The organism is Bacillus cereus group sp. MYBKT111-2, assembly GCF_051915205.1.
Taxonomy (GTDB): Bacteria; Bacillota; Bacilli; order Bacillales; family Bacillaceae_G; genus Bacillus_A; species Bacillus_A paranthracis.
Genome location: NZ_JBQAEG010000004.1, coordinates 352,842 through 369,366, shown reverse-complemented (window position 1 = coordinate 369,366; position 16,525 = coordinate 352,842). Strand labels below are relative to the sequence as shown.

Here is a 16,525-nt window from a genome sequence, read left to right as displayed (position 1 = left end):
GGGCTAATAGCAGCCTGTTTTTTATTTTCTGATTACATTATTGTGAATGGTAGTATTTTTAATATAGCATGAGAGAAGTCGAGTTTGGTTAGAAAGTTTTTTAGAATGAAAGAGAAGAATGGAAAATGGCATTGAATATGTAACGTTAAACATAGTACATTAACAAGAGGATTTAATTTTAAAGGGAGGATGAGGAATTGTTAGATAGAGCGGGGGCTTTAAAAAGTAATCGAATGTATACAGAAGAAGAACAACGAAAATTATACAAAAGAACATTAATAATCGTAAGCATTTCACAAATGTTTGGCGGAGCAGGTTTAGCTGCTGGGATTACAGTAGGTGCACTTCTTGCGCAGCAAATGCTTGGGACAGATGCATATGCAGGATTACCGGCAGCTATGTTTACGATGGGATCTGCGGTAGCAGCTTTCTTTGTTGGGAAGTTATCGCAAAAGTATGGTCGCCGCGTAGGGCTTGCAGGAGGTTTTATAGTAGGTGGGTTAGGGGCTATTGGAGTTGTGATGGCAGCTTTAACAAATAGTATTATTCTTTTACTAGTTTCTTTACTCATATATGGCGCGGGCACAGCTACAAATTTACAAGCGCGTTATGCTGGAACGGATTTAGCGAATAAGAAGCAAAGAGCAACTGCTATTAGTATCACTATGGTAATGACGACTTTTGGTGCGGTCGCAGGTCCGAATTTAGTAGGTGTAATGGGACGGTTTGCTCATTCAATTGGAATTCCTGAACTTGCTGGTCCGTTCATATTATCAGCAGTGGCGTTTATACTGGCGGGCCTTGTCCTTTTTGTTATGCTACGTCCAGATCCGTTACTTATTGCTAATATGATAGAAACATATAAACAAGAGCATACATATAAAGGGCAAGCAGTAACAGAAGAAGCGAAAGAAAATAAAAGAGGCATTACGGTTGGAGCTATCGTAATGATACTTACGCAAATCGTGATGGTTGCAATTATGACGATGACGCCAGTTCATATGGGGCACCACGGTCACGGTTTAAGTGCTGTAGGACTTGTAATTGGTTTTCATGTTGGTGCAATGTACCTTCCATCTCTCGTTACAGGAATATTAATTGATAAAATTGGTAGAACTACGATGAGTATAGCTGGCGGAGTAATTTTACTAGCAGCAGGTGTCATAGCTGCGCTAGCACCGAGCGATTCTTTAATACTATTAATTGTTGCTTTGTCTTTACTTGGATTAGGGTGGAACCTCGGTTTAATCAGTGGTACTGCTCAAATTGTTGATGCAACTATACCTTCCACACGTGCAAAAACACAAGGGAAAATAGATGTGTTTATTGCGTTAGCTGGAGCTTCTGGTGGAGCGATGTCAGGAATGGTAGTAGCGAATTCAAGTTATGCGGCATTGTCATTAGCTGGAGGAGTGTTAGCTTTCATGCTTATTCCTGTTGTGATATGGTCTCGAAAAGGAGAAAGAAATTAAAGAAGAGGTTCTAGTTACTAACTAGAACCTCTTTTTTATATGTTTAGCTTAAATCCCATTCCACAATAAGCCCTAAATGCGTAAGACCACCACCGAACCCGTATAGTAAAAGTGTGTCTCCATTATTTAATTTTCCTTCTTTTCTAGCTAAATCTAGAGCGAGTGGAATAGAGACAGAAGATGTATTCCCCATATATTCCACGCTCGTTAATGTTTTTTGTATTGGAATTTGAGATTTTTCACAAATAGATTCAATCATGCGTAAGTTAGCGCTATGAGGAATGAACCAGTCTATATCATCCTTTTGCATATTTGCGGTATGTAATAGTTCTTTTATCCCTGTTGGCACCGTGCGTGTTGCCCATTTATATACTTCTCTTCCATTTTGCACGATTTTTTCATTTGTTTGCAGTGGAGTGTCATTCATAGTAGTAGATAAGTTTGTTCTATATAGATGAATACCGCCGTGCCCATTTGTGCCCATATGATACGCGATAAAGCTTGGTTTGTTTTCATCTCTTTCTAATAAAATAGCTCCAGCACCATCGCCAAATAAAATACACGTCGTTCTATCGGTGTAATCAGTAACTTTTGATAATGTTTCTGTCGCTACGACAAGTACTTTTTTATGCGATCCAGAAGTAATCAAGCTATTACCGACGTGCAAGCCATATGTGAAACCAGCGCAAGTGGCATTTAAATCAAATGCCATTGTATGAGGTATGTTGAAGTATTGTTGTATTTGGCAAGCAACACTAGGGAAAACGTAATCAGCAGTAGTAGTAGCGACAATGATACAGTCGATATCTTCTAAGTTTTTCTTATATGTTGTACATAAATTTTCAACTGCTTTAATGGCTAAGTTTGAGGAGTATTCATCTTCGCTAGCGATTCTTCTTTCCTTCATTCCTGTTCTTTGTACAATCCATTCATCATTCGTATCGATCATTTTTTCTAAATCATTATTAGATAATATTTGATTTGGAACATGAGTGCCAATTGCAGTAATACGGGATTTAGAATTCATAGGAACAGCTCCTAACTTTATTTTATAACCTGATACTAATATCAGGTTATAAAAATGTCAATATAGATTTTTAGTGTATTGAACGACTTAGCTTACTATGAAGGAATTTAGCGAGTGTTGTAAAAATAATATACGAGAAGTTTCTAAAATTGATAATGAAGTGAGTTGAGCTCCTTGAAAACAATTTTACGCATGTTGCCTTTTGTCATTATTTGTAGCTTTATTCTTATTATTTTTTCAGAGAAATCTTATGCTTGTGATTGTATTAACGTATCAGCAGAAGAGGCACTTCAAAAAAATGATGTAGTGTTTGAGGGAAAAGTAATTGAGGTTGGAAGGAGAGAAGGAGGTGGAATTGAAGTATTATTTGAAGTGAAGAAAATTTGGAAAGGGACAAATTCTTCGCAAATTATTGTATATACAAATGGTGGTGATTGTGTGTTTCATTTTGTGGAAGGAGGAGAGTACTTAATATATTCTTCTCAAAGAGGATCTGAAAAACAATTACACACAAATAGTTGTAGTGGAACGAAGAGATTAGATGAGGCAGGGGCGGACAAAGTGGCTTTACGTCAAATTGCAAAAGAGTCTGTTCCAACGAAGAAAGTGGATTTAAAAGGGGAGATGGTGAGCGGTTTCAGTTGGTGGCAAGTTGCTATCATTTCCATTTGTCTATTATTAATCATTGTTTTTGTTGTGAGAAGAACTCGCAAAAAATGACGATTAAAGTAAATATATAAAGATTTTCTTTCTGTTTCTATAGGTGGTTTAATCTTGTGAAAGCGAATTACTTATGCTACACTTTATGTAACTTAAAATGAACGGAGGGGCTTCCTTTGATCTTAATCAGATTACGTCTCAATACTTTGTGCCAATAATTGAATAGCGCTCAAAGGCTCTGTCTGTGTGCAGAGTGAACGGGATTGGTCTGCCTATTTTAAAGGAACCCTTTATTAAGCTTATATGTGAAAAAGAGGGAGGGACGAATACGCCCTCTTTTTGTTTTGCCTTTATAAATAGAATGGGATTGTATAGGTGAACACTTATAGTGGATACGCATACGATCTTGGGACTTTTTAACTATGAGATAGGATGAAAGCACAACTTTCTTCTATTTCTTTGGTGAACCCCTATCCGTTTACGAAAACACAGGCAGCGACCTGTGTTTTTTATTTTACGTAATCGAAATGGAGGAATAAATATATGGAAGAATTATTACAAAGAGCAGTTTTAGTTGGAGTGAATTTAGGTAATGAGGATGATTTTGCATATTCGATGGAAGAGCTAACGAATCTTGCAGAAGCTTGTGATGTAGAGGTAATTGGACAAGTGACGCAAAATTTGCAACGTGTAAATCCATCTCATTATATTGGAAAAGGAAAGATTGAAGAAGTAGCAGCCTATGTAAATGAAGTAGATGCGAATATGGTCATCTTTAATGACGAATTATCTCCTTCGCAAATTCGAAATTTAGAAGCGGATTTAGATTGTAAAGTAATTGACCGTACCATATTAATTTTAGATATTTTTGCGCAACGTGCGAAAACGAAAGAAGCGCAGCTGCAAGTAGAAGTGGCCCACCTTCAGTATATGATGCCTCGTTTAATCGGTCTTCGCGAATCGTTAGGAAGACAGAGCGGCGGTGTTGGTACGAAAAATAAAGGTGTCGGTGAGAAGAAATTAGAGTTGGATCGTCGTAAAATTGAAGAACAAATTTCAGTTTTAAATAAAGATTTAGAAGCTCTTGTTGCGCAGCGTCAAACGCAGCGAAAGCAACGTAAGAAAAATGAAATTCCTGTTGTAGCATTAGTAGGTTATACAAACGCGGGAAAATCAACGACGATGAATGCGATGCTTGAAATTTATAATGGGACAGAAGAAAAACAAGTATTTGAAAAAGATATGTTATTCGCGACGTTAGAAACATCGGTGCGAAATATTGATTTACCAGATAATAAATCATTCTTATTAACAGATACAGTTGGATTTGTAAGTAAATTACCACATCACCTTGTGAAAGCATTCCGTTCAACGTTAGAAGAAGTAGCGGAAGCGGACCTACTTATTCACGTTGTAGATTACGCAAATCCAAATTATGAACAGTTAATTGATATTACAAATGAAACGTTAAAGAAAATTGGAGTAGAAAATATTCCAACAATCTATGCTTATAACAAATCAGATATGGTAGATGTTGAAATTCCGAAAGTACAAGAAGACCGTGTTTATTTATCGGCGAAGAAACATGTTGGAATAAAAGAGCTTGTCGAAATGATTCGCTCACACATCTATAAAGAGTATACGAAGTGTGAAATGTTAATTCCGTATGATCAAGGACAGGTAGTTTCTTATTTCAATACTCATGCGCACGTTCTATCTACGAGTTATGAAAACGAAGGTACGAAACTAGAAGTGGAGTGTAAGACGAGCGATTACGAAAAATATAAGCGTTTTGCAATTTAATAAAGAAGGCGATCCTAAAATGTTTTAGGATCGCCTTTTTCTTATTCCGTAATAGAGGCCCACTTATAAGAATAAATTCCTGCAAATGGACGAACAACAACACCTTTTACTGTTGGACGTTCTAAATATACAAGTCCTGATTGGAAGATTGGAGCGATAGCTGCATCATCTTCAAGTAAGATTTTCTCAGCATCTTGGAACGCTTTCCAACGTGCTGGTAAGTCAGTTACTAAAGTAGAGCTCGTTTTCTCAATTAATTCGTCGTATTGTTTGTTTGAGTAACTCATCTTATTAAACGGTCCGTCTGTGACGAACATATTTAAAAATGTTGTAGGATCAGGATAATCTGGTCCCCATGTAGAAAGTGAAATTTCAAAATCACCATTTCCTTCACGATCTAAAAATGCTTTTACTGGAAGTGGTTGTAATGTGATTTTTAATCCAGGTAAGTTTTTCTCCAGTTCACCTTTTAAAAACTCACTAATTTTTTTATCGTTAGATTCATCAGTTGTTATGATTGAAAGAGAAGCGTTTTGTAAATTTGTTTCTTTTTTCGCAGTTTCCCATAGTGTTTTAGCTTCTTTCACATTTGTTTCTACTTTTACATGACTTGTACTGCGAAAATCTTTATTGTCAGGTCCTTTTACGAATCCTTTTGGAACGAATGCATTCGCAGGTATAGAACCATTGTTTAAAATCGTTGTTGCGATTCCTTGTTTATCAAAAGCAAGCGAAATAGCTTTACGAGCATTTTTGTTTGCTAACAAAGGGTTCTTTTGACTAAATCGGAAAAACGTTACAGAAGGACGTTCCATCTTCTTTAAGCTCGGATCTTTTTGATATTTATCAACAAACTCTGAATTGATCGTAATTCGGTCTACTTGTTTACTTTCAAATAAATTAACAGCTGTTGAAGTATCTTTTACGATATTTACATTAATTTCATTTAATTTCACATTTTTATTATCCCAGTAGTTCGGGTTTTTTGTCATTTTATAACTTGTATCATGTTTCCATTCACTTAATTGGAAAGGTCCGTTATAAACTACATTTGCAGCTTCAAGTCCGTAATTTTTCCCTTGTGCTTCTACAACCTTTTTGTTTTGAGGATAAAATGTTGCAAATCCCATTAAACCTAAAAAGTATGGAACAGGGTGTTCTAACTGTACTTCTAATGTTTTATCGTCAATTGCTTTTACACCAAATGAGTCAATTGGCAATTCTTTTTTATTTATTTTTTCTGCGTTTTTAATATCGAACATAATATGTGCGTATTCAGAAGCAGTTTCTGGATTTACGGCACGTTTCCATGCATATTCAAAATCATGAGCAGTTACTGGATCGCCATTTGACCATTTTGAATCGTGTAATGTAAATGTATATGTTTTTCCGTCTTCGCTCAGTTTGTATGATTCAGCTGCTGCAGGAACAGGTTTATTGTCAGGCCCAGGCATATATAATCCTTCCATTACGTTGTTTAAAGCAGCGTAAGAAAACCCATCGGTTGCGATAGATGAATCAAGTGTAGAAATTTCCCCAGCTTCTACAATGTTTAATACTTGTTTTGAAGATTCTTTTTTCTTTTCTCCAGTAGTTGTTGCCTCTTGTTTTTGACTACATGCTGTTAAAAACATAGATAATGTGATTGAGAGTGCAACGATTCCTTTTGTTTTTTTCTTCATAGTTGTCATCCTTTCCTTCATCTCTGCCTTAGTATAAAAGAAAATATAGAAAATTTCTATAAATAAATCCGATAAAACATATAGAGAAAATATATTATTTAAAAAGTGATATTTCTGGAAAAAGAAATGAAACCAGTATAGAATAGAAATGTTTCAAAAGTCAGAATTTATTACACCTACTGTAATAAATATATATTTTGTACAGAAAGGAGAGATTCACATATGCAGGCAGTTTCGCAAAAAAATACAGTAGAAACACCGACAATATATCGAATATTATTTGCGATTAGTTTCGGTCATTTTCTAAATGATTCGATGCAAGCAGTTGTGCCCGCGTTGTTTCCTATTTTGGAAAAAACGATGAATTTATCCTATATGCAAGTAGGGTGGATTGCGTTTGCGTTAAATATGACATCATCGATTATGCAGCCGGTTTTTGGTATGTATTCGGATAAGAAACCGTCACCATTTTTATTACCGCTCGGAATGTTTTCGAGTATGCTTGGGATGATTGGACTCGCGTTTGCACCGAACTTTATTATTGTTATTATTTCTGTTTTATTTATCGGATTAGGTTCCGCAGTCTTTCATCCAGAAGGCGCCCGAGTTGCTTATATGGCAGCAGGGACGAAACGAGGTTTAGCGCAAGCGATTTATCAAGTGGGAGGAAATACAGGGAATTCTCTAGCTCCTATTTTTACAGCGTTAATTTTCGTTCCACTTGGGCAAATTGGTTCTTTAGGTTTTACGGCCTTTGCAGCAGTAGGGATTGTATTATTAATTTTCGTATCAAATTGGTATAGGAATGAATTAGCGACTGGCGCTGTGAGAAGAAAAAAGAGGGCTGCGCTTGAGGCGGAAAATGCGATTGTAAGTACACATATTAAATTTGTTATTTTACTTCTTGTTTTCCTTACTTTTGTACGCTCTTGGTACGGTGCTGGTATCGGGAATTTTTATCAATTTTACTTAATTGAGCATTACGGTTTATCTATAAAAAATGCTCAGTATTTCGTATTCGCATTTATGATTGCTGGTGTGTTAGGAACCTTCTTTGGTGGTCCATTAGCAGATCGATTTGGAAAGAAAACAATTATTGTATTTTCAATGCTAGGTTCAGCCCCACTTGCACTTTTATTACCCCACGTTTCGCTCGTATGGGTCATACCGCTATTTTTATGTATCGGTTTTATTAGTTCAAGTAGTTTTAGTGTAATTGTTGTATATGCGCAAGAGCTTGTTCCTGGAAAAGTAGGAATGGTATCTGGATTAATTGTAGGGCTTGCGTTTGGACTCGGCGCTTTAGGCTCTGTAGTTCTTGGGAAATTGGCTGACATATATAGTCTACAATTCATTATGTTACTATGTAGTTGTCTACCATTAATTGGACTTACTTCTTGGTTATTACCAAGTGATAAGAAAACGATAGAATAGGGGATGCACTATGAAATTATGTGAAAATGTTACAGAATTAATAGGAGATACACCTGTCGTCCGTTTATCTAAATTTATTCCAGAAGACGCAGCAGATGTGTATGTAAAACTAGAAATGTTTAATCCATCACGCAGTGTGAAAGACCGTGCTGCCTATAATTTATTGCACGTTGCAGAAGAGAATGGTCTTATCAAACCAGGGGATACAATTATTGAACCAACAAGCGGGAATACAGGAATTGGTTTAGCAATGAACGCAGCAGCTAAAGGATATAAAGCGATTTTAATTATGCCAGATAATATGTCAAAAGAGCGTATAAATTTATTGAAAGCATACGGAGCAGAAGTAGTTTTAACACCAGCAGAACAAAGAATGCCAGGGGCAATTGCGAAGGCGTTAGAATTGCAAGAGAAAATTCCAAATAGTTTTATTCCGCAGCAATTTGAAAATCCAGCAAACCCGAATATTCATCGTTATACAACTGCACTTGAAATTTATGAACAAATGGATGGAGAGCTTGATGCATTTGTAGCAACGGCAGGAACAGGCGGAACGATTACTGGGACTGGTGAAACGTTAAAAGAGAAACTACCCAATTTATATGTTGCAGTAGTAGAACCGAAAGGATCTCCTGTTTTATCCGGAGGTGTTCCAGGTCCTCATAAACTAGTAGGAACAAGTCCAGGGTTTATCCCAAAAAACTTAAATACAGAAGTGTATAACGAAATTATTCAAATTGCAGACGAAGAGGCTTTAACGACAATGAGAAACTTAGCTAGACAAGAGGGATTATTAGTTGGGCCGTCTTCTGGTGCTTCTGTTTACGCAGCGATTATGATTGCGAAACGATTAGGTGCTGGTAAAAAAGTTTTATGTATTGCACCTGATACAGGTGAGCGTTATTTGAGTATGGGATTATTTGAATGAAAATGATAGAAACCCCTTAATGGTGAAAGAGAGCTATTAAGGGGTTTGTTGTAGGTTATTTAGAGAGGAGAAGCACAATGAAACTATTAAAACCAACATATGAATATAGCAAACAAATTATGGAGTATCGCGATGCGTTTTTACATGCTGATGAACAACCACACGGCAGTAGTTCTTTACAAAATTTTGATTCTCTCGATGAATGGTTTGAAAAAGTGAGTATACAAGAAGCGGGAGAAAACTTACAAGGTAATCGAGTACCGTCTAGCCAATTTTTAAGTTTTGAAAAAGGGGAACTTATAGGTTTTGTAAATATTAGACATCGACTAAACTCAGAATTATTGCGGGAAAGTGGTCATATTGGATATAGTGTCCATCCAAATAAACGTCGCCAAGGTTACGCTACAAAACAACTACAATTTGCATTGGATGAAGCACAAAAATTAGGATTGCAGAAAGTGTTAATAACTTGTGATAAAGCTAATATCGCTTCGGCTAAAACGATTCAAAAGGTTGGCGGTGTGTTAGAAAATGAAGTAGTTTCTTCTCATACTGGGGAAATTGTACAACGTTATTGGGTAGAAATATGATGTAGTGGAACTTTGAAAAGGGAATAAAATGTGTAATATCGAAATAAATAAATGAAATAAGGCTGTAATGCAATTATAGGGGGAAATGAAGTGGGATTAAAAGAGAAAGTAATAGAAATGTCAGAGATTTATAGGAAGAACCCAAAAGTGGAGGCTATTATTTTAGCCGGTTCAGTAGCTAGAAAGCTAGAAGATGAACATTCAGATATAGAACTACATATTTTATGGTCAATGCCACCAGAGAATGAGGATCGTAAAGGGCCTATTAACTATATTGGTGGAACAATTTTGTCATATCATCCTTATGAAGAAGAAGAATGGTCGGAAACGTATTTGACGAAAGAAGGAATTAAATTAGAGATTAGTAACTTTTTAACAGAAACAGTAAAGAAAGTGATTTCGGATGTGGTGGATCAATATGATATAAGTTATGAAAAACAATGTATTGTATCATCCGTGCATGACGGTGTTAGTTTGTATGGGGAAGAGAAAGTGAATGAATTAAAAGATAGAGTGGTAGCATATCCAGAAAATCTAGCGAAACGGATGATTTCAGAAAATCTTTGGTTAAGCAATCGCTGGCATAATCGAGAGGCGCTTTTAAAACGAAAAGATTGGCTTATGCTATATGATGTTATTTGTGAAGCACAAAGGAATATATTTGGGGTCTTATTTGGTTTGAATAAAATGTATGTACATCACCCGGCGTTTAAATGGATGCCATATAATGTGGAACGAATGATTATTAAGCCTGAAAACTTATATGAGCGTATGACGAATACGTTAATAGGGAAACCGGAGTATAGTGTACAAGAGTTAGAAGTGTTAATCGAGGAGCTATTACAGTTAGTAGAACACCATGCTCCGGAATTACATATTGCTGAACAGCAAAAGCGTATTCAATATGCGAAATAAAAAACAAAGAGATGTAACCCTTGTTACATCTCTTTGTTTTTTATTTTACTAATTTCCCCAGTATAGGTAAGCGTTGAATTCTATCACCGAGAATATGTGAAGCAAGTCCACTTGTTAATACGAATAAAAGGTAAACAAGCCCTCCTACAGCGCCACATATAACGACAATGAGAAGTGATTCCATATAAGTTTGTCCAGGAATTAACCATGTTAAAATTGATTTTAATGCCATCACAACAGCAGACATTGCTGCGGAGTAAATTGTAATAAGAAATACTGTTTTTGCTGTCTCACCAATTTTAAATTTCGCAAACTTAACGATGCAGTACAACATAATACTATTGGAAACGAGGTATCCAAGAATGGTTCCAAGTACAGCACCGTGTCCGCCAAATAAATGTAAGAGCGGTGTATTTACTACAACTTTAACGAGAATTCCGGCTGAGAATGCAATCATTGTTTTTCGTTGATAATCGATTCCTTGTAAAATAGCTGCTGAAACTGTGAAAATCGCACTTAATATAGCAGACGGTGCGAATGAAATTAAATATTGTGATCCACCAAGTGCGATTTCAGGATTTACATAAACCATGCGGAATGCATCGTAAGCGATGCTAGCAAGACCAAATGCAGCCGGGATTGTGAAGAATAACAAGACTTGAAATATCTTTGAAATTTGTTCTTGTAATTCTTCTAATTTCCCGCTTGTATAAGATTTCGTTATAGCCGGAATGATCGTTAAGGAGAATCCAGTTGCAAGTGAAGCTGGAATCATAATTAACTTTTGGGCATAGTTCGTTATATAAGCGAAAACTGCATTTGCTGTTTCTAACGGCTCTCCCATCGCCCTAAGGACATCAGCTACAGTATATTGATCTACTAACGTGTAAAGTGGAATTGCGATGCCGACAAATACAATTGGGATTGCATAGCGAAGTAATTCTATATAAATATTTTTTAATGGGATATGGGATGTTCTTGATTTTAATTCACCTTCGGGAGGTTTTAACCCATTATATTTTTTCCAGTACATCATTAAAATAGAGACACTTGCAAGTGCTCCGATAACAGCTCCAAACGTAGCAACTGCAACAGAAGAGGCTACGGAACCTCCTAATAGTTTTGAGACGATAAAGCTACCAACTAAAATGAAAACAACACGTGCAATTTGTTCCACGACTTGAGAAACAGCACTTGGTTTCATATGTTGAAAACCTTGGAAATAACCACGTGTAACACTCATAGCTGGTACGATAATAAGTGCAAAACTTAATGCTCGCATCGTAAGTGTTACGTCAGCGATAAATTGTGGATCTGGCGTTTTCGAGCGAATAATAAATTGTGATATGTAGGGTGCTCCAATAAATAAAACTAAAAACCCTAAAAATCCCATAAACAACATTAATTTTACGCTAGAGTTGTATAATTTTTTGCTTGTACTATAATCACCAAGCGCATTATGCTTTGCAACAAATTTGGAAACGGCAATAGGGATGCCGGCAGTTGAAAAGCTTAATAAAATTCCGTACCAAGAGTATGCATATCCATATAAAGCGACCCCTTGTGTTCCGACTAATAGTTGAAAAGGGAAGAAGTATATAAAACCTAATATACGTGAAATCATTGTTGCGCCGCTTAATAAAGCAGTTCCTTTTAAAACTTTTGAAGTAGACAAAATTCTTTCCTCCTACTCGTGCTGTCTTACGTTTATCGTATATTACTATAAACCTGTTAGAGTAGTTAATATAGTATGGAACATAAATATTCTAATATTATTCACTTAAAAGTCATATTTTACATTTTCAAATAGAATGTAATACGTAAAAATTCAAAATATAAGTTGACACTATTTTTAATGTGTGATAAAAATGATAGTAATCAATTCGGAAAATAATATTTGGGCAATGAAAGGGTATAGTAGTGAATATCTCCCTATTACAGAGAGCTGATGGTTGGTGTGAATCAGTATATAGATTATTCATGAAGTTCGTCCTGGAGCATCTTTCATAAATCTCACATTATGAGGAAATGAAAGACGGTAGTTTATACCGTTATCAAATAAAGTGGTGAAGATTGTTTCACAACTAGGGTGGTACCGCGATATTTATCGTCCCTACGTATTTACGTAGGGACGTTTTTTATTTAGGTCTTACTTTGTTGTGGCTTCATAACTAGGGTGGTACCGCGATAATTTATCGTCCCTACGTATTTGCGTAGGGACGTTTTTTATTTAGGTCCTAACTTTGGTGTATCTTCATAACTAGGGTGGTACCGCGATATTTTTGTCGTCCCTACGTATTTACGTAGGGGCGTTTTTTATTAGTAGAGAGGAAGTGAACGTATTAGAAAAGAGTGTGGATAGAACAATATAAATACCGAATTGTAAAACAGAAAAAGATAAAGAGAGGAGATTAACAAATGAATTCACAGCAATGGACATCGAAATTAGGTTTCGTATTAGCTGCGGCAGGTTCAGCGATTGGTCTAGGGGCAATTTGGAAGTTCCCGTATATGGCCGGAATTGGAGGGGGCGGCGCGTTCTTCCTTATTTTCATCGGTTTCACATTATTAATTGGTTTACCGCTATTATTAGCTGAATTCGTAATTGGAAGAAGTACACAAAAAGAGGCTGTTGATGCGTATAGAGAAATCGCACCAAAAACATTATGGCCATGGTTAGGGAAATTAGGGATTGTAACTTGTTTCATATTACTTTCTTTCTACAGTGTTGTAGGAGGCTGGATTTTATTATATTTATGGAATGCAATTACAGGTAGACTATGGGAAGGAAATGGCGCATACGAAGCTACGTTTGGTGAAATCATTTCCAATCCGTATTTAGCAGTAGGATCACAGCTATTATTCATCCTTATTACTATTTTTATCGTAAGTAAAGGTGTACAAAATGGTGTTGAAAAAGTAAATAAATATTTCATGCCAGCACTATTCGTTTTATTCTTTGTATTAATCGTTCGTGCACTTACGTTAGATGGTGCAGGAGAAGGGGTTCGTTTCTTCTTACAACCTGATTTCTCACATGTAACATCAGAAGTTATTTTATATGCGATGGGACAATCGTTCTTCTCACTATCAGTCGGAGTAGCAGTAATGGTAACGTATAGCTCATACTTACCGAAAGAGGAAAGTTTACCGCGTTCAGCATTTTCTATCGTAGCTTTAACGCTTGTAATTACATTACTTGCAGGACTTGCAATTTTCCCAGTAGTGTTCGCATTTGGAATGGAACCATCTCAAGGACCGGGACTATTATTTATCGTACTGCCAGCTATTTTTAGTAAAATGGCATTCGGAAAATTCTTCTTCATCGTTTTCTTACTACTATTCTTCTTTGCTACTATTACATCAGCGATTTCGATGTTAGAAATTAGCGTGGCATCTTTAACTGCAAAAGGTAAAGGGAAACGTGAAAAAATGGCTTTAATCGTAGGTTTATTAATCTTCGTTGTAGGAGTACCATCGGCATTGTCATTTGGTATATTAAGCGATCTGAAGATTTTCGGAAAGACAGTCTTTGATTTAGCGGATTATGCAGTTAGTAACGTATTAATGCCACTTGGTGTTTTATTAGTTTCTATCTTTGTTCCTTTAAAAATGAAGAAAGATGTATTAATGAAAGAGCTTGGTGTAAGTAAAAATAAAGGCTATAAATTGTTTGTATTATGGTTATTCTTACTTCGCTTCATCGCACCAATTGCGATTATTATCGTATTCTTAAATGTACTTGGCATTATTTAAACAAAAAGGTAGCGTATCATTGTATGATACGCTACCTTTTTTACTTTGTTCTTTTTTGTAGTTCGTTTACTGTTACGAACTGATAGCCCTTCTTAGATAAAGAGTCTAAAATACCTTCAATGGTCTGTAAACTTTCATTAGACTCATCATACATAGAGTGCAGTAAAATGATAGAACCTGGTTTTACATTTTTATTAACATATTCAATTTTATCAGCAGCAGATTTATAAAAAGTATCAGGTTCAAGGTCCCAGGTGATTGTTTCGATATTGTTTTTATTTAAATAATAGGGCAGACCAATTAGCTTTTTCCCGTTAGGTGGTCTAAAATCAATGGCGCCTGTAAATCCTGTTTGGCGGATTAATGCATTCGTTTTTTCTATTTCTTCTTTAATAAAAGAAGGTGTTTTAAAAACCATTCTGTTATGAGAATATGTATGGTTTCCAATTTGGTGTCCAGATTGTACGATAGATTTTCCTAACGATAGGTTTTTCTCTAATTCATTTCCAATTAAAAAGAAAGTAGCTTTTGCATTGTATGTATCTAGTAGCGGTAATATTTGTTTTACATTGTTAGTAGGGCCATCATCAAAAGTTAAAGCAATCACCTTTTCATTTGTTTCTACTCGATTTGTTAAATCTCCAAATAATTGAAAGCTTCTTGCATTCATCAATTTGTATGTTCCGAATAATGCTATATTAATAATGAATAATGTAATGATTGTAATGATTATTTTCTTTTTCATAAAGCAACCTCACTATAGTTTTTGATTGGACTAAAAAGTATTATATCAAACTAAGTAATTTCATGCTTTAAAAAGGATGTGGATGCAAGGGGAAGGAATTTATCATATAATGTAATGAAAAAGGTATATTAGGAGGTGTTTACATGGCGATTATAATTCAATTGCCAGACACTGCAGCGTCTCATGCAAAGCCAAGTATGGAAATGGCGATACTTTGCGTGAGGTAGACAAGTAATATACAATTCATCGCCAAAATGAGCTTGTATCATTTTTTGTATTTGGCTTTGCACCTTATTGAAATGAACCATAAAAAATAAGGGGCGAGCAGAAATGAAATACGTAAAAGCTAAGGCAGTTTTACCAGAGAGTTTAATTACTGAAATTCAAAAGTATATACAAGGTGAAACAATTTACATTCCAAAACAAGAAACGAAACATTATAAATGGGGAACACGATCTGGAGGAAGAAAACAGTTAGATGAAAGAAACAAAGCCATTAAAGAAGCGTTTAAAAGTGGAATTGCTATTCATCAACTTGCAGAAGATTATTTTCTTTCCGGAGAAACGATTAAAAAGATTGTGTATTCTAAATGAAAAAAAAGAGTCTAGTTCAAATATTATTTTGAACTAGACTCTTTTTTGCTTTGTATCTATTGGATATATAGCTTATGAATGGGAAAGATAATAGAAAAATATGTCGTTTTTTTACTAAATAGAACATTTGAGTGAAAAGCAGAAAGGTGAACATATATGAATCATATTGGACAAATAACGATAGAGCTTTTAATTGGTTTTTTTGTTCTATTAATTGCTACAAAAATATTAGGGAAAACACAAATATCTCAGCTGACGCCATTTGATTTTATTTCTGCTATTGTTCTTGGTGAGCTCGTTGGAAATTCAATATATGATCCTAAAATTAAAGTGTGGTCTATTTTATATTCAGTATTTGTATGGGTAATTTTAATTTATACAATAGAAGTGATAACGCAAAAAATAAGAGGAACAAGAAGGTTTTTTGAAGGATATCCTTCCATTATTATTCGTAATGGAAAGATTGATCGTGAACAATTAAGTGTAAATCATTTGGACATTAACCAATTACAACAAATGCTTAGGCAACAAAAAGATATATTTTCAATCCGAGAAGTTGAATATATGATATTAGAACCTAACGGAAATATAAGTGTTCTGAAAAAAAGTAAATACGAATCTCCCACTATAAATGATTTAAGTTTAAAGCATAAGCCTGTATACTTACCAATTTCATTAATTAGTGATGGGAAAGTAGTGAAAGATAATTTGAGAGAAGCGGGCTTTGATGAAGGATGGCTGTATAAGCAAATAAAGCAAAAAGGAATTACTAAATTTGAAGACGTGTTATATGCGGAATGGAAAACAGATGATGGCTTCTTTTGTCAGGAAATGGAGCGGTAAAATATAATCGATGTATGTAATATTCATTTCTAAGTTATCTTTTACATACCAAAAAGCTAAATCATTGTATACAATA

At 35.3% G+C, this 16,525-nt stretch carries 14 protein-coding genes and 1 other annotated feature; of the genes, 10 read left to right on the top strand and 4 right to left on the bottom strand.

All coding sequences use genetic code 11. The features are described 5' to 3' along the window. The first annotated feature begins 197 nt into the window (after positions 1 to 197). On the top strand, positions 198 to 1,472 hold the full coding sequence (locus ACTFNE_RS14140; RefSeq protein ID WP_270704778.1) for an MFS transporter: 1,275 nt from the start codon (positions 198 to 200) through the stop codon (positions 1,470 to 1,472). Between the two features lie 43 nt (positions 1,473 to 1,515). On the opposite strand, the gene ACTFNE_RS14135 is transcribed toward ACTFNE_RS14140, so the two are convergent. After that, positions 1,516 to 2,499 (bottom strand): ketoacyl-ACP synthase III, encoded by a 984-nt coding sequence (locus tag ACTFNE_RS14135; RefSeq protein WP_270704776.1) that lies wholly within the window; start codon positions 2,497 to 2,499, stop codon positions 1,516 to 1,518. Positions 2,500 to 2,673: 174 nt separating this feature from the next. On the opposite strand from ACTFNE_RS14135, the gene ACTFNE_RS14130 reads away from it, so the two are divergent. Next, the gene (locus ACTFNE_RS14130) at positions 2,674 to 3,219 is read left to right on the top strand and encodes a cobalamin biosynthesis protein CbiN (RefSeq protein WP_270704775.1); all 546 of its coding nucleotides are present in this window, start codon (positions 2,674 to 2,676) and stop codon (positions 3,217 to 3,219) included. A 483-nt stretch (positions 3,220 to 3,702) separates the two neighbouring features. Continuing rightward, complete coding sequence (gene hflX / locus ACTFNE_RS14125) at positions 3,703 to 4,962, top strand: GTPase HflX (protein WP_000391879.1); 1,260 nt, start codon at positions 3,703 to 3,705, stop codon at positions 4,960 to 4,962. Between the two features lie 41 nt (positions 4,963 to 5,003). On the opposite strand, the gene ACTFNE_RS14120 is transcribed toward hflX, so the two are convergent. Next, entirely contained in the window at positions 5,004 to 6,644 is a 1,641-nt protein-coding gene (locus ACTFNE_RS14120; RefSeq protein ID WP_270704774.1) for a peptide ABC transporter substrate-binding protein, read from the bottom strand. A 222-nt stretch (positions 6,645 to 6,866) separates the two neighbouring features. Between ACTFNE_RS14120 and ACTFNE_RS14115 the strand changes: the two genes are divergently transcribed. From ACTFNE_RS14115 to ACTFNE_RS14100, 4 genes are all read left to right on the top strand, one after another. Further along, a complete protein-coding gene (locus ACTFNE_RS14115; RefSeq protein WP_270704773.1) occupies positions 6,867 to 8,078 on the top strand; it encodes an MFS transporter in 1,212 nt (403 codons plus the stop codon). 10 nt (positions 8,079 to 8,088) lie between these two features. Next, entirely contained in the window at positions 8,089 to 9,006 is a 918-nt protein-coding gene (gene cysK, locus ACTFNE_RS14110; protein WP_000762261.1) for a cysteine synthase A, read from the top strand. 77 nt (positions 9,007 to 9,083) lie between these two features. After that, positions 9,084 to 9,596, top strand: coding sequence for a GNAT family N-acetyltransferase (locus ACTFNE_RS14105; RefSeq protein ID WP_000771318.1), 513 nt, complete (start codon positions 9,084 to 9,086; stop codon positions 9,594 to 9,596). A gap of 90 nt (positions 9,597 to 9,686) precedes the next feature. Next, a complete protein-coding gene (locus ACTFNE_RS14100) occupies positions 9,687 to 10,511 on the top strand; it encodes a DUF4037 domain-containing protein (protein WP_439998117.1) in 825 nt (274 codons plus the stop codon). A 40-nt stretch (positions 10,512 to 10,551) separates the two neighbouring features. Here ACTFNE_RS14100 and ACTFNE_RS14095 read toward each other — a convergent pair whose 3' ends face one another. After that, positions 10,552 to 12,186, bottom strand: coding sequence for a putative polysaccharide biosynthesis protein (locus ACTFNE_RS14095; protein ID WP_270704771.1), 1,635 nt, complete (start codon positions 12,184 to 12,186; stop codon positions 10,552 to 10,554). Between the two features lie 220 nt (positions 12,187 to 12,406). Beyond that, positions 12,407 to 12,629 (top strand) — a binding site (T-box leader). 300 nt (positions 12,630 to 12,929) lie between these two features. On the opposite strand from ACTFNE_RS14095, the gene ACTFNE_RS14090 reads away from it, so the two are divergent. After that, complete coding sequence (locus tag ACTFNE_RS14090; protein WP_001088182.1) at positions 12,930 to 14,267, top strand: sodium-dependent transporter; 1,338 nt, start codon at positions 12,930 to 12,932, stop codon at positions 14,265 to 14,267. A 40-nt stretch (positions 14,268 to 14,307) separates the two neighbouring features. On the opposite strand, the gene ACTFNE_RS14085 is transcribed toward ACTFNE_RS14090, so the two are convergent. Beyond that, a complete protein-coding gene (locus tag ACTFNE_RS14085) occupies positions 14,308 to 15,012 on the bottom strand; it encodes a polysaccharide deacetylase family protein (protein WP_270704769.1) in 705 nt (234 codons plus the stop codon). A 330-nt stretch (positions 15,013 to 15,342) separates the two neighbouring features. On the opposite strand from ACTFNE_RS14085, the gene ACTFNE_RS14080 reads away from it, so the two are divergent. Both ACTFNE_RS14080 and ACTFNE_RS14075 read left to right on the top strand, forming a co-directional pair. After that, the gene (locus tag ACTFNE_RS14080; protein ID WP_046197712.1) at positions 15,343 to 15,606 is read left to right on the top strand and encodes a CD3324 family protein; all 264 of its coding nucleotides are present in this window, start codon (positions 15,343 to 15,345) and stop codon (positions 15,604 to 15,606) included. 156 nt (positions 15,607 to 15,762) lie between these two features. Further along, entirely contained in the window at positions 15,763 to 16,449 is a 687-nt protein-coding gene (locus ACTFNE_RS14075) for a DUF421 domain-containing protein (protein ID WP_001015532.1), read from the top strand. Positions 16,450 to 16,525 lie beyond the last annotated feature (76 nt).